This window comes from Streptomyces sp. NPDC015125 (assembly GCF_043080045.1).
In the GTDB taxonomy this organism is placed as follows: Bacteria; Actinomycetota; Actinomycetes; order Streptomycetales; family Streptomycetaceae; genus Streptomyces.
This window is the reverse complement of record NZ_JBIBVF010000004.1, coordinates 1-20,171: the sequence shown is the minus strand read 5'-3', so window position 1 is coordinate 20,171 and position 20,171 is coordinate 1. Positions and strand designations below refer to the sequence as shown.

The 20,171-nt window shown below is 69.4% G+C and carries 21 protein-coding genes; 14 read left to right on the top strand and 7 right to left on the bottom strand.

What is annotated here, in order from left to right:
- Window positions 1-168 precede the first annotated feature (168 nt).
- From ACF088_RS12275 to ACF088_RS12260, 4 genes are all read right to left on the bottom strand, one after another.
- A complete protein-coding gene (locus tag ACF088_RS12275) occupies window positions 169-612 on the bottom strand; it encodes an SRPBCC family protein (RefSeq protein WP_392375613.1) in 444 nt (147 codons plus the stop codon).
- Between the two features lie 219 nt (window positions 613-831).
- Window positions 832-975, bottom strand: coding sequence for a hypothetical protein (locus ACF088_RS12270; protein ID WP_392375612.1), 144 nt, complete (start codon window positions 973-975; stop codon window positions 832-834).
- Between the two features lie 39 nt (window positions 976-1,014).
- On the bottom strand, window positions 1,015-1,185 hold the full coding sequence (locus tag ACF088_RS12265) for a hypothetical protein (RefSeq protein ID WP_392375610.1): 171 nt from the start codon (window positions 1,183-1,185) through the stop codon (window positions 1,015-1,017).
- On the bottom strand, window positions 1,182-1,391 hold the full coding sequence (locus ACF088_RS12260; protein WP_392375609.1) for a hypothetical protein: 210 nt from the start codon (window positions 1,389-1,391) through the stop codon (window positions 1,182-1,184). Before ACF088_RS12260 ends, ACF088_RS12265 begins: the two co-directional genes overlap by 4 nt.
- Before the next feature lie 279 nt (window positions 1,392-1,670).
- Between ACF088_RS12260 and ACF088_RS12255 the strand changes: the two genes are divergently transcribed.
- A complete protein-coding gene (locus tag ACF088_RS12255; protein ID WP_392375608.1) occupies window positions 1,671-2,240 on the top strand; it encodes a hypothetical protein in 570 nt (189 codons plus the stop codon).
- A gap of 528 nt (window positions 2,241-2,768) precedes the next feature.
- Here the strand turns inward: ACF088_RS12255 and ACF088_RS12250 are convergent.
- Complete coding sequence (locus ACF088_RS12250) at window positions 2,769-3,500, bottom strand: HEAT repeat domain-containing protein (RefSeq protein ID WP_392375607.1); 732 nt, start codon at window positions 3,498-3,500, stop codon at window positions 2,769-2,771.
- Between the two features lie 377 nt (window positions 3,501-3,877).
- Between ACF088_RS12250 and ACF088_RS12245 the strand changes: the two genes are divergently transcribed.
- The 9 genes from ACF088_RS12245 (at window position 3,878) to pssA (ending at window position 14,978) form a co-directional block, all read left to right on the top strand.
- Window positions 3,878-5,725, top strand: a complete 1,848-nt coding sequence (locus ACF088_RS12245; protein WP_392375606.1) for a 3-hydroxyacyl-CoA dehydrogenase family protein — start codon at window positions 3,878-3,880, stop codon at window positions 5,723-5,725.
- Window positions 5,726-5,861: 136 nt separating this feature from the next.
- Window positions 5,862-6,665, top strand: coding sequence for a TetR family transcriptional regulator (locus tag ACF088_RS12240; RefSeq protein WP_392375605.1), 804 nt, complete (start codon window positions 5,862-5,864; stop codon window positions 6,663-6,665).
- 524 nt (window positions 6,666-7,189) lie between these two features.
- Window positions 7,190-8,527 (top strand): crotonyl-CoA carboxylase/reductase, encoded by a 1,338-nt coding sequence (gene ccrA / locus ACF088_RS12235; RefSeq protein ID WP_392375604.1) that lies wholly within the window; start codon window positions 7,190-7,192, stop codon window positions 8,525-8,527.
- Window positions 8,528-8,567: 40 nt separating this feature from the next.
- A complete protein-coding gene (locus tag ACF088_RS12230; RefSeq protein WP_392375603.1) occupies window positions 8,568-10,604 on the top strand; it encodes a methylmalonyl-CoA mutase family protein in 2,037 nt (678 codons plus the stop codon).
- Window positions 10,601-11,575 (top strand): HpcH/HpaI aldolase/citrate lyase family protein, encoded by a 975-nt coding sequence (locus ACF088_RS12225; protein WP_392375602.1) that lies wholly within the window; start codon window positions 10,601-10,603, stop codon window positions 11,573-11,575. The genes ACF088_RS12230 and ACF088_RS12225 overlap by 4 nt, the downstream gene beginning before the upstream one ends.
- 5 nt (window positions 11,576-11,580) lie before the next feature.
- Complete coding sequence (locus ACF088_RS12220) at window positions 11,581-12,105, top strand: MaoC family dehydratase (RefSeq protein ID WP_030079426.1); 525 nt, start codon at window positions 11,581-11,583, stop codon at window positions 12,103-12,105.
- 2 nt (window positions 12,106-12,107) lie between these two features.
- Window positions 12,108-13,313, top strand: coding sequence for an acyl-CoA dehydrogenase family protein (locus ACF088_RS12215; protein ID WP_127153887.1), 1,206 nt, complete (start codon window positions 12,108-12,110; stop codon window positions 13,311-13,313).
- 170 nt (window positions 13,314-13,483) lie between these two features.
- Window positions 13,484-14,131 (top strand): phosphatidylserine decarboxylase, encoded by a 648-nt coding sequence (locus ACF088_RS12210; protein ID WP_030807016.1) that lies wholly within the window; start codon window positions 13,484-13,486, stop codon window positions 14,129-14,131.
- Window positions 14,118-14,978, top strand: a complete 861-nt coding sequence (gene pssA / locus ACF088_RS12205) for a CDP-diacylglycerol--serine O-phosphatidyltransferase (RefSeq protein ID WP_350255536.1) — start codon at window positions 14,118-14,120, stop codon at window positions 14,976-14,978. Before ACF088_RS12210 ends, pssA begins: the two co-directional genes overlap by 14 nt.
- A 188-nt stretch (window positions 14,979-15,166) precedes the next feature.
- On the opposite strand, the gene ACF088_RS12200 is transcribed toward pssA, so the two are convergent.
- A complete protein-coding gene (locus tag ACF088_RS12200; protein WP_392375993.1) occupies window positions 15,167-16,315 on the bottom strand; it encodes a glycerate kinase in 1,149 nt (382 codons plus the stop codon).
- 233 nt (window positions 16,316-16,548) lie between these two features.
- Between ACF088_RS12200 and ACF088_RS12195 the strand changes: the two genes are divergently transcribed.
- The 3 genes from ACF088_RS12195 to ACF088_RS12185 all read left to right on the top strand — a co-directional run bounded on the left by ACF088_RS12195 (window position 16,549) and on the right by ACF088_RS12185 (window position 18,367).
- Window positions 16,549-17,061 (top strand): NUDIX domain-containing protein, encoded by a 513-nt coding sequence (locus ACF088_RS12195; RefSeq protein ID WP_392375601.1) that lies wholly within the window; start codon window positions 16,549-16,551, stop codon window positions 17,059-17,061.
- A 48-nt stretch (window positions 17,062-17,109) separates the two neighbouring features.
- The gene (locus ACF088_RS12190; RefSeq protein WP_392375600.1) at window positions 17,110-17,919 is read left to right on the top strand and encodes a nucleotidyltransferase domain-containing protein; all 810 of its coding nucleotides are present in this window, start codon (window positions 17,110-17,112) and stop codon (window positions 17,917-17,919) included.
- Between the two features lie 271 nt (window positions 17,920-18,190).
- Complete coding sequence (locus ACF088_RS12185; protein WP_392375599.1) at window positions 18,191-18,367, top strand: hypothetical protein; 177 nt, start codon at window positions 18,191-18,193, stop codon at window positions 18,365-18,367.
- A gap of 231 nt (window positions 18,368-18,598) precedes the next feature.
- On the opposite strand, the gene ACF088_RS12180 is transcribed toward ACF088_RS12185, so the two are convergent.
- Window positions 18,599-19,129, bottom strand: a complete 531-nt coding sequence (locus ACF088_RS12180) for a DinB family protein (protein ID WP_392375598.1) — start codon at window positions 19,127-19,129, stop codon at window positions 18,599-18,601.
- 192 nt (window positions 19,130-19,321) lie between these two features.
- Between ACF088_RS12180 and ACF088_RS12175 the strand changes: the two genes are divergently transcribed.
- Window positions 19,322-20,080, top strand: coding sequence for an enoyl-CoA hydratase (locus tag ACF088_RS12175; protein WP_392375597.1), 759 nt, complete (start codon window positions 19,322-19,324; stop codon window positions 20,078-20,080).
- Window positions 20,081-20,171: the final 91 nt, after the last annotated feature.

The window sequence follows — 20,171 nt, the reverse complement described above, 5'->3', positions numbered from 1 at the left end:
CGGGGCGGGAAGGGACGTCAAGTACGTTGCCCAGGGCGCCTATTGGGCTCCCATCAGGGCTTTCCGTACGGAAGCGTTCCGGCGGACCGGACGCTTCCGCTCACCGGAAACCACCCGAACCGGTGAGAGTGACGCCATGCGCTCAGGGTGACGGGCGGGAAAGGCCGATCACTTCGCCACGTGGGCGGCGAGGTTGTCGAGGATGGTGTCGTAGATCCGGCCGAGCCCCTTGGGGGCGAAGGTCCGCTCGAAGAAGCCGCCGATACCGCCGGCGCCCTGCCAAGTCGTGGTGACGACGACCTTGGCGCGCTTCTCACCGGCCGGGGTGACGACCCAGGTGGTCACCATCGAGGAGTTGCGGTCCTTCTCCACGAGCTGGCCGTCGGTCGGCTCGTCGACCTCCAGCAGGCAGTCGCGCACCCGCTTGCTCGTGGCCTGGAGCTTCCAGTGGACGAGGGTGCCCTTGCCGTCGCCGCCCTCGCGGACCTCGTACTCGCTGAAGTGTTCGGACAGTAGCTGCCCACGCGTGCCGGAGTAGTCGGCGAGCGCGTCGAACACGTCCTCCGGGTCCGCCGCGATCTCGCGCTCCGTGATGGCCTCGACCTGACCCATGTGTGTTGTCCTCCAGTACTCGGCTGCCGGTCCTGCGATGCGCCGCCAAGCCAACCACCCCACGACGGCGCGCCCAAATTCAGGGGCACCAAGCCTCAAGGGAACATCTGTTCCATTATGACGGGTTTCGCCAACTGGGCCGACGCGCGACGGCGAATACCCTGTCGTTCGCCGCGACAACAGCGCCCCCTGGATCCGGCCCAGGGGGCGCTTCGCATGTCAGTGCGCCTGTCCGTCTGCCTTCTCGGCGGCGTCGGGGAAGACGAACCCCCGCACCGGGGCTGTCTCCTCCTGCTCCTCTTCCTGAGCCTCACGGTAGGCAGCCACCAGGGCGGCGTACCGGCTATTGATCAACTCAGCCATGGGGCCTCCTATCGACGCAGCGAGTGTGGCAGACGTCGGCTACGGCGTGTCCCGGCACGGCGGACGGGGCGTCGGCATGGGCTTGATCGGGCCGGTGTCCGACGGGGAGTGCTGGCACTTCGCGGATACCGCAATGAGGTGGTCCCCGGTCGGGGCTCCCCACAGTTCCTCGTCGACGTCGTACCCGGCGATGTCGTCGTACGACGTCATCGCTTCACCCTCCGCTTCTTGTGCGGGTGGTTGGCGATCTCGATGCTGGCAGTCGCAGCGGCAGCGACTTTTCCCTGTTCCCGGGCTTCCTTGCGCTGCTTGTCCAGCGCGGTGCAGACGTCGCAGCCCGGGACTGGCTTTGCGTCGAGGTGGTACGGATCCGTCAGGTGTACCGGGGGTGACATCGTCCGCTTCGGCTCGGTCATGTCTCCAATAAACGCTGCTACGAAGGACGTTGGTACGCCCATAGCCAGGACGGAGCGGCCTCTTCGGCGCTATCGCCCTAAGAGGCCCAAACGTCCCTGGGAGGAACCTTGAATAGCGCGCTGCGAGACGCTATGGCGAGCGCGAAGGTCAGGCCCAACCAACTAGCACGTATGGTCGGTGTTGAGCCCAAGACCGTCGAACGATGGCTGAGCAACCCTGACCGTGCTCCCCGGGAGTCCACGCAGGAGGACGCCGGCCGCGCGCTAGGAGTGGACCCCGTGACTCTGTGGCCCAAATCGGTGCGCTCCCACGTCAAGACAGGGCACGACCGCGAGATTGTTGCGGCCTACCCCTTTCGTAGTGCCGCACCCACGTCGCTCTGGGCATCCCTCATTGACGGAGCATCCCAGACTCTGACGTTCGCCGGCTATACGAACTACTTTCTGTGGCAGCAACACCCACGGCTCGGTGCCCGTCTTGCGGCGAAGGCGAAGCACGGGACCCGTGTGCGCTTCCTCGTCGGCGACCCTGAGTCGGAGGTGACGACGAAGCGGGAAGAGGTAGAGGGTGTCCCGTTGACTGTCAGCACGCGCATCACGATCACGCTCGACGCGTTGGCCAAGATGGGCCGCCACGAGGGCGTAGAAGCGCGCTTCAGTGATCAACACATCGCGCTGTCCGTCTTCATGTTCGACGACCAAATGCTCGTCACCCCGCACATTGCCTCACTCCTCGGCGATGAGTCACCCATGTTCCATATCCGCCGACTGGCGGACGACGGGCTGTACGACCGGTTCGCCGGCCACGTGACGGCGCTGTGGGAGGACGGCCGCACGGTCGAGCCGTAGTTACTCAACGCAGCAGCCCCGCCGGAATCCCGGCGGGGCTGCTGGTTGCTCAGTAAAGCCTGCTGATCTCGTCTTCGACGCCGGCCAGTTGGTGAACTTGCTCCCCGATTGTGTACCAGCAGCGCGGATACCATCAGCCGCCGCGTCACGAGGACACCGCCCTCGTCATCCCAGTACTGGCGGTCGGAATCATCGTCAGCGACAGCAGGGACTCCCTGCTGCTCCAGCCACTGGGCGATCTCGCCCAGGTTGGTGCGGATGGTGATGACGAACGCGGACTTCCCCGGGGTCGCAAGGATGGTCTTCAGTCCTTCGACAGCGCCCGGGATAAGGTCCCGTAGATCGCGCCGCCCTGCCGTCCACTGTGATGTCTTCGGCGCGGGGGAGGATCTGACCGTGCCCGGCGGCGGCTCTTTCCGCCTCTCCGCCAGCGGACCGGGACGGCGGCCCACCGCCAGGACGCGCGCCCTCTCGGTCGCGCAGGCAGGAGGCGTACGAGGTGGGCGGGCGCAGCGTCCCCGAGCTGCGCTACCGGCGCCCGCTGACGTCCGGAGCGGAACCGCCACCGACCTCCTTCCCCCGCTCCCCCGCCCCCTGACCCGGCACGCCCCCTCCCGCGCCGCCCTCCGCCGCCCCGGGGTCGGCCGGTGCCGGTGCGTCCTCGTGTACCCCCAGCCGCGCCAGTGAGGCGGCCGCTGCGGCCGCCAGCCGGGGGTGGGCGACGGCCGTGGTGAGCGCGGGCACCGCGCGCCGGTCGCCCAGCGCGCCCAGGCCCTCGACACAGGCGAGCGCCACCCGCCAGTAGGGGTTGTGCGGGGTCAGCAGCCGCTCCAGGGTCGCGATCAGCGCGGGTACGGACTGCGGTGCGCGGAGCTCGGCGAGCAGCCGGACCGGGTGCAGGGCGTAGGCGGTGCGCAGCGGGTTGGTGGCGAGGGCGGCGGCGGCGCGGGCGGTACGGGGGTCGCCGAGGCGGCCCAGGGCGTGTGCGGCGGTGGCGCAGCGCACCGGGTCGCGGTAGTTCAGCAGCAGCACGAGCGTCTCGAAGGCGCGTTTGTCGCCGGCGCAGCCCAGGATGAAGGCGGCGATCTCCCTGGCCCACAGCGGGCGTTCGACGGCGACCAGCATCCGGGCCAGTTCCTCCCGCCCGGCCGGGGTGTTCTTGCGGGCCAGCCCCAGCAACCGTTCGTAGGCCACCAGGTCCTGCGGGGAGCGGAGCTCGGTCCGCACCCGGTCCGTCAACTCGTGGAATTCCTCTTCCATTTGCCGATCCCCTCCCGCCGGGCCGCCCCGGTTCCCGCGACGTGGTCTGCACCACAGCCTAATGACCCTCGCTACCCCTGGCGCTCTGGTTACTCACCGGTTAACCTGCTGGAACGAGCAGCACCACTGCTCGGGCGGCCTGGTGACGCAGCCGCCACAGAGTGAAGTCGGTTCGGCACAGCACGACATCAGTACGGAGAACACGGCACGGCCCCGGGACAGGGCCCGCCGTACCTCCCGCACCGCCGGTGCTCCCGCAGCGCTGCGGCTCACCGCCGCTGTTCTGCCGCTGCGTATGGCAGGCCTCGCACCGCGCGGATACCCCTCAGTCGTCACTTCTCCCCTGTTGTCAGGGGAACACCCTCAGGAGTCTCGCGATGGGCCCTCAGTCCACCCCTGATCTCTCAACTGAAGCCTCCCCTCTGTCCCTTTCCACCGTCGCCGTCGTCGGCCTGGGCACCATGGGCACCGGTATCGCCGAGGTGCTGACCCGGGCCGGCCGCGAGGTCATCGGTATCGACACCGACGAGGCCGCGGCCCGGCACGCCGTCACGGCCCTCGAAGCCGCCACCGCCCGCGCGGTGCAGCGCGAGCGGATCACGGAGCGGGAGCGGCAGGACATCCTGGCCCGGTTCCGCACCTTCACCGATCTGCAGGCCGCCGCGGACGCCGATCTCGTCATCGAGGTCGTGCCCGAGGACTACGAGCTCAAGCGGCAGGTCTTCGCCGGGCTCGACGCCGTGGTCCGCCCGGACACCATCCTGGCCACCGGCACCAACGCCCTGTCCGTGACCCGGCTGGCCGCCGATTCGCAGCGCCCCGAGCGGGTGCTCGGGGTGCACTTCTTCAACCCCGCACCGGCCATGAAGCTGGTCGAGGTCGTCTCCTCCGTGCTCACCGCGCCGACCGCGGTCGCGGCCGTCACGGAACTGGCCCACGACCTGGGCAAGGACCCGATCGCGGTGGGTGACCGCCCCGGCTTCGTCGCCGATGGCCTGCTGTTCGGCTACCTGAACCAGGCCGCGGCGATGTACGAGTCCAAGTACGCCACCCGCGAGGACATCGACGCCGCGATGCGGCTGGGCTGCGGTCTGCCCATGGGCCCGCTGGCCCTGCTCGACCTGATCGGCGTGGACACCGCGCGTACGGTCCTGGAGGCGATGTACGCCGAGTCCCAGGACCGGCTGCACGCCCCCGCGCCGATTCTGGGCCAGCTGGCCGAGGCGGGGCTGACCGGGCGCAAGGCGGGCCGCGGCTTCTACACGTACGACGCCCCGGGCTGGGGGCACCTCCCAGCGGTAGCTGGGGGAGGCACGGTCGTGCCGGATGCGGAGAGCCCGTCGGCCGCCGATGAGCTCGCCGGCGGGCGGACGGTCACCGGCGTCGGCGTGGCCGGCTCCGGGACGATGGCCAGCGGTATCGCGGAGGTCTTCGCCAAGGCGGGCTTCAAGGTCGTGCTGGCCGCCCGCAGTCTGGAGAAGGCGGAGAAGGCGAAGGCCAGGATCGCCAAGTCGCTGGGCCGCTCCGTGGACAAGGGCCGGATGAGCGCCGAGGCCCGGGACACCGCGCTCGCGGCGATCACCCCGGCCGGATCGCTCGATGCGTTCGCGGACGTGGACCTCGCGGTCGAGGCGGTGGCCGAGGACCTGGCGGTCAAGCAGGAGCTGTTCAAGACGCTGGACAAGGTCTGCAAGCCGGGCGCCGTCCTGGCCACCACCACCTCCTCGCTGCCGGTCGTGGCCTGCGCCCGCGCCACCTCGCGCCCGCAGGATGTCATCGGGATGCACTTCTTCAACCCGGCGCCGGCCATGAAGCTGGTCGAGGTGGTGCGTACGGTCCTGACCGCCGACGATGTCCACGCCACCGTGCGGGCGGTCTGCGCCAAGGTCCGCAAGCACCCCGTGGACTGCGGCGACCGGGCCGGGTTCATCGTGAATGCGCTGCTGTTCCCGTACTTGAACAACGCGATCAAGATGGTCGAGGAGCACTACGCGACCCTGGACGACATCGACGCCGCCATGAAGCTCGGCGGCGGGTACCCGATGGGCCCGTTCGAACTCCTCGATGTGGTAGGCCTGGACGTCTCCCTGGCCATCGAGAAGGTGCTGCACGCGGAGTTCCGCGACCCCGGGCTGGCCCCGGCGCCGCTGCTGGAGCACCTCGTCGCCGCGGGCTGCCTCGGCCGCAAGACCGGCCGCGGCTTCCGTGAGTACGCCCGGCGCTGACGCGTGGCGGCACCCCGGCCCGGCCGGGGGAGGGTGGGGTGGACTGCTGGAACCCGACGGCGGTCCACCCCTGCTCACGGGGGCACAAGCTGCACCTCATGCCGCAGGTCGCGTAAATATGCAGTACCGTCCCCACATGTCCCAGCCCGCTCGCACGCAACCCTCCGAGACCCCCGACAACGCCACTCCCGGTACCCGCCGGGCGGCTGCGCAACGGCTCAAAATGCGCCGTGAATTGTCGTCGGCGGCGATGGAGCTGTTTGCGACCAAGGGCTACGAGGCGACGACGGTCGACGAGATCGCGGCCGCTGCCGGCGTTGCCCGGCGTACCTTCTTCCGCCACTTCCGTTCCAAGGAAGAGGCGATCTTCCCCGACCACGACGACACCCTCGTCCGCGCGGAGGCCGTCCTGGACGCCGCTCCGCCGCACGAGAACCCGCTGGACACGGTCTGCCGCGGCATCAAGGAGGTCATGCGGATGTACGCGGCCTCCCCGGCCGTGTCGGTGGCCCGCTACCGCCTGACCCGCGAGGTCCCCACCCTGCGGGAGGCCGAGATCGCTTCGGTGGCCCGCTACGAGCGGCTGTTCACCCGCTATCTCCTGGGCCACTTCGACGAGGGCGCACACCGCGAGGGCGACGACGACCCGCTGCTCGCCGAGGTCGCGGCGTCCGCCGTGGTCACCGCGCACAACCATGTGCTGCGGCGCTGGCTGCGGGCCGACGCCCAGGGCGATGTCGAGGCACAGCTCGACCATGCCTTCGAGATCGTCCGGGAGACCTTCGGCGCCGGCATCGGCGCGGGCCGCACCGGCAGTGGAGAAAACCCCCCGGCGGCCGTCTCGCGGGAGGGCGAGGTGCTGGTCGCGGTGGCCCGCACGGACGCCCCGCTGGACGAGGTCATGCGCACCATCCGCAAGGCCATCAAAGAACGCAAGTAACGCAGGTAACGGCCTTCCGGCCGGAACCGGACAGGAACGCGGCCCGGCGCCCTTGGACCGACCGGGCCGCGACACGGATGGCGTAACGCCCTCCCCGTACACGCTGCGCACACACCGCATTTCTTTGCGTCATCCACAGGCCCCCCAGCGGGCCTCTTTTGCTCATGCGTGCCGTCCGGATGACATCTGAGAGAAATTCTTGGCACTCAGTGTCTTGTCGCCTGGCACGCGGTGTCATACGTTGAAGGTGTCCGGGCGGCCGGCGTGCTGCGAACCCACGCACGCCGGCTGTCCCACCAGCCCTATGTGGCTGTCCGCCCGGATGCCTGCGTCACAGGCACCTCCCAGCTGCCGCTGGGCATCGCGCTCACCAGCGCTGCCAGGCACCGCGGCCGACGACTCTGCGACCCCCGCAGGGGCGACGGCAACGGCGCCACCCCGGCCGAACCGACGGCACCACCTCTGCACCACCCCCGACGTTCCCTCAAGCCGTTCCCTCAACGAGCTTCGCCGGAGGCACCCCCGTGAACGAAATCCTGGACGCAATCCTCGCGCCTGACACCACCAGCGCCGACTTCGCCGGCCTGACCATCCCCGAGTCCTACCGCGCGGTGACCGTGCACAAGGACGAGGCCGAGATGTTCGCCGGCCTCGAAAGCAAGGTGAAGGACCCCCGCAAGTCGCTGCACCTCGACGAGGTGCCGGTGCCCGAGCTGGGCCCGGGCGAGGCGCTGGTGGCCGTGATGGCCTCCTCCGTGAACTACAACTCCGTCTGGACCTCGATCTTTGAGCCCGTGTCGACGTTCGGGTTCCTGGAGCGCTACGGCAGGCTCTCCCCGCTCACCAAGCGGCACGACCTGCCGTACCACGTCATCGGCTCCGACCTCGCGGGCGTGGTCCTGCGCACCGGGCCGGGCGTCAACGCCTGGGGCCCCGGCGACGAGGTCGTCGCGCACTGCCTGTCCGTCGAGCTGGAGTCCTCCGACGGCCACAACGACACCATGCTCGACCCCGAGCAGCGGATCTGGGGCTTCGAGACCAACTTCGGCGGCCTGGCCGAGATCGCGCTGGTCAAGTCCAACCAGCTGATGCCCAAGCCCCAGCACCTGAGCTGGGAGGAGGCGGCGTCGCCCGGTCTGGTCAACTCGACCGCCTACCGCCAGCTCGTCTCCCGCAACGGCGCCGGAATGAAGCAGGGCGACAACGTCCTGATCTGGGGCGCCAGCGGCGGGCTCGGCAGTTACGCCACCCAGTTCGCGCTGGCCGGTGGCGCCAACCCGATCTGTGTGGTCTCCTCCGACCAGAAGGCGGAGATCTGCCGGAAGATGGGCGCCGAGGCGATCATCGACCGCAACGCCGAGGGCTACAAGTTCTGGAAGGACGAGCACCACCAGGACCCCAAGGAGTGGAAGCGCTTCGGCAAGCGCATCCGCGAGCTGACCGGCGGCGAGGACGTGGACATCGTCTTCGAGCACCCCGGCCGGGAGACCTTCGGCGCGTCCGTCTACGTCACCCGCAAGGGCGGCACCATCGTCACCTGCGCCTCCACCTCTGGCTACAACCACGAGTACGACAACCGCTACCTGTGGATGTCGCTGAAGCGGATCGTCGGCTCGCACTTCGCCAACTACCGCGAGGCGTGGGAGGCCAACCGCCTGATCGCCAAGGGCAAGATCCACCCGACTCTGTCGCGGACCTACACCCTCGAAGAGACCGGGCAGGCGGCGTACGACGTGCACCGCAACCTCCACCAGGGCAAGGTCGGCGTGCTGGCACTGGCCCCCGAGGAGGGGATGGGCGTGCGCGACGAAGAAATGCGCGCCCGGCACCTCGACGCCATCAACCGGTTCCGGAACGTCTGAGGCCACTCGGACCTCCGGACCACGAAGATACGGGCCTGATATGACTGAGCGTCAGAAGGATCGTCCGTGGCTGATGCGGACCTACGCCGGCCACTCCACCGCCGAGGCGTCCAACGAGCTGTACCGGCGTAACCTCGCCAAGGGCCAGACGGGTCTGTCGGTCGCGTTCGACCTCCCGACGCAGACCGGTTACGACCCCGACCACATCCTCGCCCGCGGCGAGGTCGGCCGGGTCGGGGTCCCGGTGTCCCACCTCGGCGACATGCGCCGGCTGTTCCAGGACATACCCCTGGACCAGATGAACACCTCGATGACCATCAACGCGACGGCCATGTGGCTGCTGGCGCTGTACGAGGTGGTCGCCGAGGAGCAGGGCGCCGACCTCTCCAAGCTGTCGGGGACGACGCAGAACGACATCGTCAAGGAGTACCTCTCGCGCGGGACGCACGTCTTCCCGCCGGGTCCCTCGCTCCGGCTGACCACCGACATGATCACGTACACGGTGGCCCACATCCCCAAGTGGAACCCGATCAACATCTGCAGCTACCACCTGCAGGAGGCGGGCGCCACGCCGGTCCAGGAGATCGCGTACGCGATGTCCACCGCGATCGCGGTGCTGGACGCGGTGCGGGACTCCGGGCAGGTGCCGCCGGAGAAGTTCGGTGATGTCGTGGCCCGTATCTCGTTCTTTGTGAACGCCGGTGTCCGGTTCGTCGAGGAGATGTGCAAGATGCGCGCCTTCGGCCGCATCTGGGACAAGATCACCCGTGAGCGCTACGGCATCGAGAACGAGAAGCAGCGCCGGTTCCGCTACGGCGTCCAGGTCAACTCGCTCGGCCTGACCGAGGCACAGCCGGAGAACAACGTCCAGCGCATCGTCCTGGAGATGCTGGCCGTCACGCTCTCCAAGGACGCCCGCGCCCGGGCCGTCCAGCTCCCGGCCTGGAACGAGGCCCTGGGGCTGCCGAGGCCCTGGGACCAGCAATGGTCGCTGCGCATCCAGCAGGTCCTCGCCCACGAGAGCGACCTCCTCGAATACGAGGACATCTTCGCCGGCTCGCACGTCATCGAGGCCAAGGTGGACGCCCTGGTCACCGACTGCCTCGCCGAGATCGAGCGGATCCAGGAGATGGGCGGCGCGATGGCCGCGGTGGAGTCCGGCTACCTCAAGTCGCAGCTGGTCACCGCGCACGCCGAGCGGCGGGCCCGGATCGAGGCCGGCGAGGAGAAGATCGTCGGCGTCAACTGCTACGAGGGCACCGAGCCCAACCCGCTCACCGCGGACCTCGACACCGCCATCATGACCGTCGACCCGGCCAACGAGGCACGAGTGGTCCGGGCGCTGCACGACTGGCGGGACAACCGCGACGAAGGACGCGCCCAGGAGACGCTGTCGGTCCTCAAGAAGACCGCGGCGGGCGACGGCAATCTCTTCGCGGCCACCGTGGAGTGCGCCCGTGCCGGGGTGACGACCGGCGAGTGGGCCTGGGCCCTGCGGGACGTCTTCGGCGAGTTCCGGGCCCCCACGGGCGTCTCCAGCGCCCCCCTGGCGGTCGCCGCCGAGGAGGGCAGCCCGCTCGCCGCGGTCCGCGAGAAGGTCGCCAAGACCGCCGCCGAACTCGGCAGCGGAAAGCTGCGGCTGCTGGTCGGCAAGCCCGGCCTGGACGGTCACAGCAACGGCGCCGAGCAGATCGCGGTACGGGCCAGGGACGCCGGCTTCGAGGTGATCTACCAGGGCATCCGGCTCACCCCGGAGCAGATCGTCTCGGCCGCGGTCGCCGAGGACGTGCACTGCGTGGGCCTGTCGATCCTGTCCGGCTCGCACGCCGAGCTGGTCCCGGACGTACTGGCCCGGCTGCGCCGCACCGGCGTGGACACCACGCCCGGGCCCGGCGGCCCTCCCATACCCGTCATCGTCGGCGGCATCATCCCCTCCGCCGACGCCGCCGCGCTCCGGGAAGCCGGAGTGGCGGCCGTGTTCACCCCCAAGGACTTCGGTATTACGGAGATCATCGGCCGTATCGTCGACGAGATCCGGAAAGCGAACCAGCTCGACCCCCTGGAGGTCCCCGCATGACCCAGGCTGCACCGCCGGTGACCCGCCTGCGCCCGCGCCGCTCCTGTCTCGCGGTCCCCGGCAGCAACCCGCGCTTCCTGGAGAAGGCCCAGGGCCTCCCGGCCGACCAGGTCTTCCTGGACCTGGAGGACGCCTGCGCCCCGCTCGCCAAGGAGGGCGCCCGCCACCACATCGTCGAGGCGCTGAACGAGGGCGACTGGACGGGCAAGACCCGGGTCGTACGGGTCAACGACTGGACGACGCACTGGACGTACCGGGACGTCATCACGGTCGTCGAGGGCGCGGGACAGAACCTCGACTGCATCATGCTGCCGAAGGTCCAGGACGCCCAGCAGATCGTGGCGCTGGACCTGCTGCTGACGCAGATCGAGAAGACCATGGGCTTCGAGGCCGGCAGGATCGGCATCGAGGCGCAGATCGAGAACGCCAAGGGCCTGGTGAACGTCGACGAGATCGCCGGCGCCTCGCCGCGCCTGGAGACCATCATCTTCGGCCCGGCCGACTTCATGGCGTCCATCAACATGAAGTCCCTGGTGGTCGGCGAGCAGCCGCCCGGCTATGGCGCGGATGCCTATCACTACATTCTGATGCGCATTCTGATGGCGGCCCGCACCTACGATCTGCAGGCGATCGACGGCCCGTACCTTCAGATCAAGAATGTTGAGGGCTATCGCGAGGTCGCCGGCCGGGCCGCCGCCCTCGGCTTCGACGGCAAGTGGGTGCTGCACCCGGGTCAGGTCGAGGCCGCCAACGAGGTGTTCTCCCCCTCGCAGGAGGACTACGACCACGCCGAGCTGATCCTGGACGCCTACGAGTGGCACACCTCGGAGGCGGGCGGCGCCAAGGGTTCCGCGATGCTCGGCGACGAGATGATCGACGAGGCGAGCCGGAAGATGGCGCTGGTCGTCGCCGGCAAGGGCCGGGCCGCCGGCATGACCCGCACATCCAAGTTCGAGGCCCCGGAGGCATAAGCACCATGCAGTTCGGCCGTACCTACGAAGAGTTCACCGTCGGCGATGTGTACAAGCACTGGCCCGGGAAAACCGTCACCGAATACGACGACCACCTCTTCTGTCTGCTGACGATGAACCATCACCCGCTGCACATGGACAGCAACTACGCGGAGCAGACCACCGACTTCGGCAAGAACGTCGTCGTCGGCAACTACATCTACTCGCTGCTGCTGGGCATGTCGGTGCCCGATGTCTCCGGAAAGGCCATCGCCAACCTGGAGATCGAGTCGCTGAAGCACGTGGCCCCCACCTTCCACGGCGACACGCTCTACGGCGAGACGACCGTGCTCGACAAGACCCCGTCCCGCTCCAAGACGGACCGCGGCATCGTGCACGTCGAGACCAAGGGCTACAAGCAGGACGGCACCCTGGTCTGCGTCTTCCGGCGCAAGGTCATGGTCCCCACGGCCACCTACATCAAGGAGCGCGGCGGCGAGCAGCCCGGCCGCCCGGAGCTGCAGGCCCCTCCGGCCAAGAAGGAGAAGTAGCCATGACCCGTCTCGCGCAGACCGAGGGCCTGACCGACATCCAGCAGGAAATCCTCTCCACCGTCCGCGACTTCGTGGACAAGGAGATCATTCCGGTCGCCACCGAACTGGAGCACCGCGACGAGTACCCGTCGCAGATCGTCGAGGGCCTGAAGGAACTCGGCGTGTTCGGCCTGATGATTCCCGAGGAGTACGGCGGGCTGGGTGAGTCCCTGCTCACCTACGCGCTGACCGTCGAGGAGATCGCCCGCGGCTGGATGAGCGTCTCCGGCATCATCAACACCCACTTCATCGTGGCGTACATGCTCAAGCAGCACGGCACCCAGGAGCAGAAGGACTACTTCCTGCCGAAAATGGCGGCCGGCGAAATCCGCGGCGCCTTCTCGATGTCCGAGCCGGCGCTCGGCTCGGACGTCTCGGCCATCTCCTCCAAGGGCGTCCGGGACGGCGACGATTACGTCCTCAACGGCCAGAAGATGTGGCTCACCAACGGTGGTACGTCCACGCTCGTCGCGGTGCTGTGCCGTACCGACGAGGGCCACCCGGAGGGCACCGCCCCGCACAAGTCGATGACGACCTTCCTCGTGGAGAAGGAAGCCGGCTTCGGCGAGGTGCGGCCCGGCCTGACGATTCCGGGCAAGATCGACAAGATGGGCTACAAGGGGGTCGACACCACCGAGCTGATCATGGACGGGCTGCGGATCCCGGCCGATCGGGTGCTCGGCGGCGAGACCGGACGTGGCTTCTATCACATGATGGACGGCGTCGAGGTCGGCCGGGTCAATGTGGCCGCCCGCGGCTGCGGTGTCGCCCAGCGCGCGTTCGAGCTGGGTGTTTCGTACGCCCAGCAGCGGCACACCTTCGGCAAGCCGATCGCGCAGCACCAGGCCATCCAGTTCAAACTGGCAGAAATGGCGACAAAGGTCGAAGCGGCGCATGCGATGATGGTTAATGCCGCTCGCAAAAAGGACTCGGGCCAGCGAAACGACCTTGAGGCGGGCATGGCGAAGTACCTGGCCTCCGAGTACTGCAAGGAGGTAGTGGAAGACGCTTTCCGCATCCACGGCGGCTACGGCTTCTCCAAGGAGTACGAGATCGAGCGGCTCTACCGTGAGGCCCCGATGCTCCTGATCGGCGAAGGAACCGCCGAGATCCAGAAAATGATCATTGGGCGACGGCTACTGGAGGAGTACCGGATCCAGGGGTGAACATCCCGTTTGGGCTGCTTTGGCCTAGACGAAGATCACACCCCGTCATCGTTCTTCGGCCACGGATTGGCTCTGGCTCTTGGCCAGTTGCCGCTCGTAACCGATAGCATCCCCGGAAAGCCGCCGTCCCCCGTATCCATAAGCGGCATCCTCCGCTACGAAGGTCATCCATGCCCCACAGCCAATCCTCTGCACAACGCGGTCGCGTCCGCCTCGCGCGCGGAGCGTCGCCGTGGCTCCTGCCGACCGTTGCCACGGCAGCGGTCAGCCTCGCCCGGTCCCGCCGGTCGGGTCGCTGGGCCGCCGTTGCCGTGCCCACCACCGCACTGGCGGCGGGCATGCTGTGGTTTTTCCGCGACCCCGAGCGGGAGATCGCTCAGGGCCGTGTCATCTCCCCGGCTGACGGCGTGGTGCAGAGCATCATGCCGTGGAAGGACGGACGCACCCGCGTCGCGATCTTCATGAGCCCGCTGAACGTCCACGTCAACCGTGCGCCGCTGGCCGGCACGGTGACGTCCGTGGAGCACATCCCCGGCGGGTTCGTCCCGGCGTTCAACAAGGAGAGCGAGAACAACGAGCGGGTCGTCTGGCACTTCGACACCGAGCTCGGCGACATCGAGATGGTGCAGATCGCCGGCGCGGTGGCCCGCCGTATCGTCCCCTACGTACCCCAGGGCACCAAGGTCGAGCAGGGTGAGCGGATCGGACTGATCCGCTTCGGCTCGCGCGTCGACGTCTACCTCCCGGAGGGCGTCGAGGTGGCGGTCGAGGTCGGCCAGGCGACCACCGCGGGGGTGACTCGTCTTGACCGTGATTGATCCCGAGACACAGGCGGGCTGGGTGCCCGAGGCCGACGAGGACGAGGACGACATGCCGCTGTCCACGCGGCTGTCGATAGCGGACACCCTCACCCTCGGCAACGCCATCTGCGGCTTCATGGCCGTGTACTTCACCACCACCGGCGTGCTGATCCCGCACCTCACGGGGAACGAGGACGGCGGGATGGCCCGGCACAGCGCGGCGATGGCCGTGATCCTGATGCTGCTGGCGTCGGTCTTCGACCTCTTCGACGGGATGGTGGCGCGCAAGCTGCGGGCCTCGGCGATGGGGGCCGAGCTCGACAACCTCTCCGACCTGATCAGCTTCGGCCTGGCGCCCGCGTACTTCGTCGTGACCTGGGGCATGGTCGCCCAGGACGCGAACCAACGGGTGTCCGTGGTCGCGGCCGTCGTGGTGCTGCTGGCGGTGGTGCTCCGGCTTGCGCGGTTCTCCTGCGTGCCGATGCGCGACGGGATCTTCCAGGGCATGCCCGGCCCGTTCGGTGCCCTGACCGTCGTCGCCATCGTGCTGCTGGAGCTGCCGTTCGTGCCGACGCTGCTGGCGATCGTCGGGGTGGCCTGGCTGATGGTGAGCCGGGTCGAGTACCCCAAGCCGCGGGGGCGGCTCGCGGTGGCGATGCTCAGCTGGATCGTGCTCAGCATGGGCATGCTCACGGCCTGGGCGCTGGACGCCCCCGGCGGCCAGCTGCTGCTGCAGACCGGCTGCGCCCTGCAGGTGGTCATGGGCGCGATGATCCCGCTGTTCGCGACGGCCCGGAGGGTGAACACCTTCCGCGACAACCGGCGCGAGTCGCGGGCCGAGTCCCGCGCCGCACAGCTTCCCTAGCAGGCCCCGGACACACCACCCGGACAACGCCGCGGGCCCCGAGCGAATTCTTTCGCCCGGGGCCCGCGGCGTTGTGGCATGTGGCGCTGTGGCGCTGTGGCGCTGTGGCGCTGTGGCGCTGTGGCGCTGTGGCGCTGTGGCGCTGTGGCGCTGTGGTGGGTGCGGCCCGCGGCGGGCCGCACCACGCCTCAGACCAGGAAGTCCCGCGCCAGCTGCTCCGCCGCCCGCTCCAGCAGCGGGCCCGCCTCGGCCATACAGCGGGCCGGGTCGGGCTCCAGGTCCGTCAGGGCGTAGGCCCGCCGGATGCCGGCCGCGCCGAGCGCCTCCTGCGGCAGCTGGAGCCGGCCGCAGACCGCGACCACGTCCAGGCCGGCCGCACGGGCCGCGGCGGCGACCCCGGCCGGCGCCTTGCCGTGCAGCGTCTGTGTGTCGAGCGAGCCCTCACCGGTGATGACGAAGGTGGCCTTCGCCAGCGCCGGGGCGAAGCCCAGGACGTCGAGCATCACGTCGATGCCGGGCCGGAACGCCGCGTCCAGGCCGACCAGCGCGCCGTAGCCGATCCCGCCCGCGGCGCCCGCGCCGGGCGCCAGGGCGGCTTCCGCGGCCTTCGGGCCCACCGCACGCCCCAGCACCTCGGCGTAATGTGCCAGCGCGGCGTCCAGCGTGGCCACGTCCTCCTCGCTCGCGCCCTTCTGCGGGCCGTAGACCGCCGGGGCGCCCTTGGGGCCCGTGAGCGGGTTGTCGACGTCGCTGGCCAGCACGATCGCGGTGTTCGCCAGCCGGGGGTCCAGCCCCGACAGATCGGCCGTGGCCAGGTCGCGCAGCGGGCCGCCGCCGGGGGCGACCGGCTCGCCGTCCGCGTCCAGGAACCGGGCACCCAGCGCCGCGAGCATGCCGGCGCCGCCGTCGGTCGTGGCGCTGCCGCCGACGCCGAAGACGATCGAGGTCGCGCCCGCGTCGAGGGCCGCACGCAGCAGTTCGCCGGTGCCGTACGTGGTCGCCGTCAGGGGCGCGAAGACGCCCGCCGGGAGGTGCTGGAGCCCGGAGGCCTCCGCCATCTCCACCACCGCGGTGCCGCCACCGGCTACCCCCGCGGGTGCCTCCGCGCGCAGCGCGAAGGTGGCCGTCACCGGCACACCGGTCGGGCCGGTGACCCGGGCCTCGTGGCGGGTGAAGCCGGCCGCGAGCGCCGCCGCTACCGTGCCGTCGCCGCCGTCCGCGACCGGAACGGCCGTCACGTCCAGACCGGGAACCACCCGCCGCAGACCGGCCGTGACGTGCTCGGCGACCTCGACGGCCGTGAGCGATCCCTTGAATTTGTCCGCGGCGATCAGCACCTGTGCCGAAGATGTCCTTGCTGCGTCCGCCACCGTGTTTCCCCTTGCTTTCGTACGGGCAGTCGCGCCGCTGTGACCTTATCCGGCGAGGGGTCCGGCGAACAGGGCACTCCGTCCGCGGTGCCGACGAGCAGGGCACTCCGGTCCGCGGTGCTGCCGAGCGCCCCCGGGGTGCGCCGCGAAGATCAGCGGGACCGGCCCGGCCCCGAACCCGTTCCGTCTAGGCTCGCGCCGTGACCACCATGGACTACGCCACCTACATCGCCGGCCTGCCCCGCGTGCTCGCGGGCGCGGGCGTCATCTTCCGCGACGCGGAGGGCCGCCTTCTGCTCGTGGAACCCAACTACCGCGACACCTGGATCCTGCCGGGCGGCACCGTCGAGTCGGACCACGGCGAGTCGCCCCGGCAGGCCGCCCGCCGTGAGACCGCCGAGGAGATCGGCCTGGACGTCGAGCCGGGCCCGCTGCTCGCCGTCGACTGGGTACGCGGCAAGGACCGGCCGCCGCTGGTGTCGTACCTCTACGACGGCGGAGTGCTGGACGCCGCGCAGTTGTCCGCGATCCGCGTCCAGGAGGACGAGCTGCTCTCCTGGCGCATGGTGCACTGGGACGAGGCCCAGACCCTGGTGAACCGCGGGATGGCCCTGCGCCTCGGCGCCGCCCTGAAGGCCCTCGCGGACGGCGGCGGACCGGCGGACCTGGAGGACGGCGTGCCGCCGGCCGGGGCTGACGGTACGTCGGAATAATCGGAATAAGGCGAGCAGGGGCCGTGCCGCCTCGTCTAGCGTGGCGGGATGGATGAGATTGCCGCAAAGGTCGCGCAGGTGCCGGGAGTTGTCGGGGTGCTGCTCGGGGGAAGCCGGGCACGGGGCACCCACCGGCCGGACTCCGACTGGGATGTGGGCGTCTACTACCGGGGCGAGCCGGATCTGGGGGCGCTGGAGGCGCTGGCCGCGGAGGTGACCGGCGGCCCCGTCGAGGTGTACGGGCCGGGGGCCTGGGGCGCATGGGTCAACGGCGGGGCCTGGCTCGTGCTGCCCGACGGGAGCCAGGTGGACTGGATCCTGCGGGATGTCGACCGGGTGCGGCGGGTGTGGGAGGAGTGCCGCGAGGGCCGCTTCGAGATCGGCGTACAGGCCGGTCACCCCCTCGGCTTCTGGTCCCCCGCCTACCCGGGTGAGGTGGCGCTGGGCCGGGTGCTCGCCGATACCGACGGGGAGCTGGACCGCCTCCGGCAGGAGACCCGGACCTATCCCGAGGCCCTGCGCACGGCGCTGACCCGTGACGGGGTCTGGGACGCGGGCTTCTCGGTGGCGACGGCGGGCAAGTCGTGCGCGGCCGCGGACGTACTGCATGCGTCCCTGTGTCTGTCCCGGGCCGTCGGCGACCTCGTCCAGGCGCTGCACGCCCATCACCGCCTCTGGTGTCTCAATGAGAAGGGCGCGCTCGCGGCGGCCTCGGCCCTGCCGGAGACACCGCCCGGCTTCGGTGCCCGGGCCACCGCCCTGCTCGGCGGCATCGGGCACGGGGTAACGGAGTTGAAGCGCTCGTTGGAGACCGCGGCGGAGCTGGTGGACGAGGTGCGGGGCGTGGTCGGGGTCTGATGCCGGAGACGGCACGGCACGGGCCAAGCCCGGCAGGGCACGGCGCCCTTCCCTGCCCTGCACGGCGCCCGGCCTGGCCGCGGCCGCGGCAGCGGGCACCGGAGGTACATCCGTGCGCGGCCGAGCAGACACGGGGCAACAGGTATGGGCGCGTGAGGCAACCGGAGGCCGTTGCGCCTCCTCTTCGAGAGCGGCACTCGATCCGGAGTGGCGTGGACCGGTTCGATCTTCTCGCGCCGGCTTCCCGCCCTCCCCGACCTCTGGGGACAGCATGACCTTCGCAGTGATGTTCTGCGTGTTCCTTCTAGCCGTCTCCTGCCTGGTGTACGTCGTTGCACGACGCTGGTTGACGACAGGCGTGGCGCTGGCGGTATCCGCCGGTGTGTTGGTGGCTCAGATCTGTGGCTTGTGCGTGGTGGCAGACCTCACCATGGCCACCATGGGCTGACGCGTCCCTACGAACTCCGGATCGGGCACCGAACGCTCCTGGCCGATCCGGAGTTCGCGGGGACACGTCACCCGCCGCTCCCCGACCTTTCGGCGGCCTATCGGCCGCGGGTTTCCTGCCTGGCGACGACGGCGACAACGCCCGCTCGGCGTCGACGCCGAGCCGGCGCCGGATGCGAAGTCCCGGACGTCAAGCCCGGTCCGGAGCCCGTCCGTAGGCGAAACCACCGGCCTATTCGCCAACAGCTCCGTCCGCCAATTCACGTGCGACATCGAGATGCCCCACGTGGCGTGCGTACTCCTGCAGCAGATGGAAGAGGATCCAGATCAGGGTTGGCCGGTCTTCCTCGGCCGGAACGCGTCCGCCGAGGGTGGCAGCCTGGTCCTCCAGCCGTGCCGCAGCGACGATGGCGCGGGACCGGGCGCACTGTTCCCGGAAGAATTCCCTGACGTCCTCGAAGGTTTCTCCGGAGTCCACGTGCCATGGCCCGGGTCTTTCGTGAAAGTCACCCCAGGGATTTTCGACATCCTCGCCGATGAAACCCCATTGCAGCCACCGTAGTTCCACGCAGGCCAGGTGCTTGAGCAAGCCCAGTGGCGCCCAGCCGGTCGGCAGTCGGCTGTTTCTCAGCTCTTCGTCGGACATTCCCTGCAACTTGCGCAGCACGGCGTCTCGGTAGAAGTCGAGGTAGCCGGTCAGGAGCTCGTACGGGCTGGTGAGCGTCACCGGAGGTTCTGCCGCGGGCTCGATCTTGTGCACCATGATGAGGACCCTAAGGAGGAGGAAAGGGACTGTCCAGTGCTTCGGATCGCGCAGTTCTGCTGCGTGAAATCGGACCGGGCGGACCCGCATTCTTCCGGTGGCGACTGCGCTCGCGCCCGGACTGGACTCGTACAGAGCTTGGCTGCCACCTCTCACCCGAGCTGCCTTGCGCAGCGTCTTAGTCTGAGCCCCATGAACCCAGACCTTGTCCTGCTGGAGAGTGACGGCCCGCTCCGCACCATCCGCCTCAACGCACCCGAACGCCGCAATGCCCTCGATCTCGACCTGCTCGGCCAACTCGCGACCGCAATCGCCACTGTCAAAGCCGACGGGGACGCTCGCGCCCTGATCGTCGCCGGTGCCGGCCCGGCCTTCTGCGCCGGAGCGAACCTGGAGAGCATGTTCGGCGATGTCACCAGGCCCGTGCACGAACTCCGCGAACATCTGAAATCGGTCTACGCCTCGTTCCTCGGCCTTCGTGAACTCACGATTCCCACGGTCGCCGCCGTCCAGGGCGCGGCCGTGGGAGCCGGGCTCAACATCGCCCTTGCCTGTGACATCGTCATCGCCGGTCCGCGCGCCGCTTTCGGGCCGACGTTCGCCGAAATCGGCCTGCATCCCGGGGGTGGTTGTTCCTTCCTGCTGACCGAACGTATGGGTCCCGCCCACGCCACTGCGGCGCTGCTGTCCGGCGACATCATCAAGGCCGAGGACGCCGTACGACTGGGCCTGGCCAATCGGCTGGCCGAGGATCCCGAGGTCGAAGCCACGGAGTTGGCCGCGCGGTACGCGAAGCGCAGCAAGGATCTCAATGCCCACATCAAGCGGTCGGTGCGGATCGCTGCGACGTCCGACTTCTCCACCTCGCTCGACTTCGAGTCGTGGGCGCAGGCATCATCCGTGGGCAGCGAGGAATTCGGCCGCTACATGGAGGAATTCCTCAAGCGCTAGGCAGTTTCGTTTGGATCATCGGGCTGACCAGAGGAAGATGCCTGCGATGTGGAGGCCGGCCAGGTAGATGGTTGCGGTCTTCTCGTAGCGG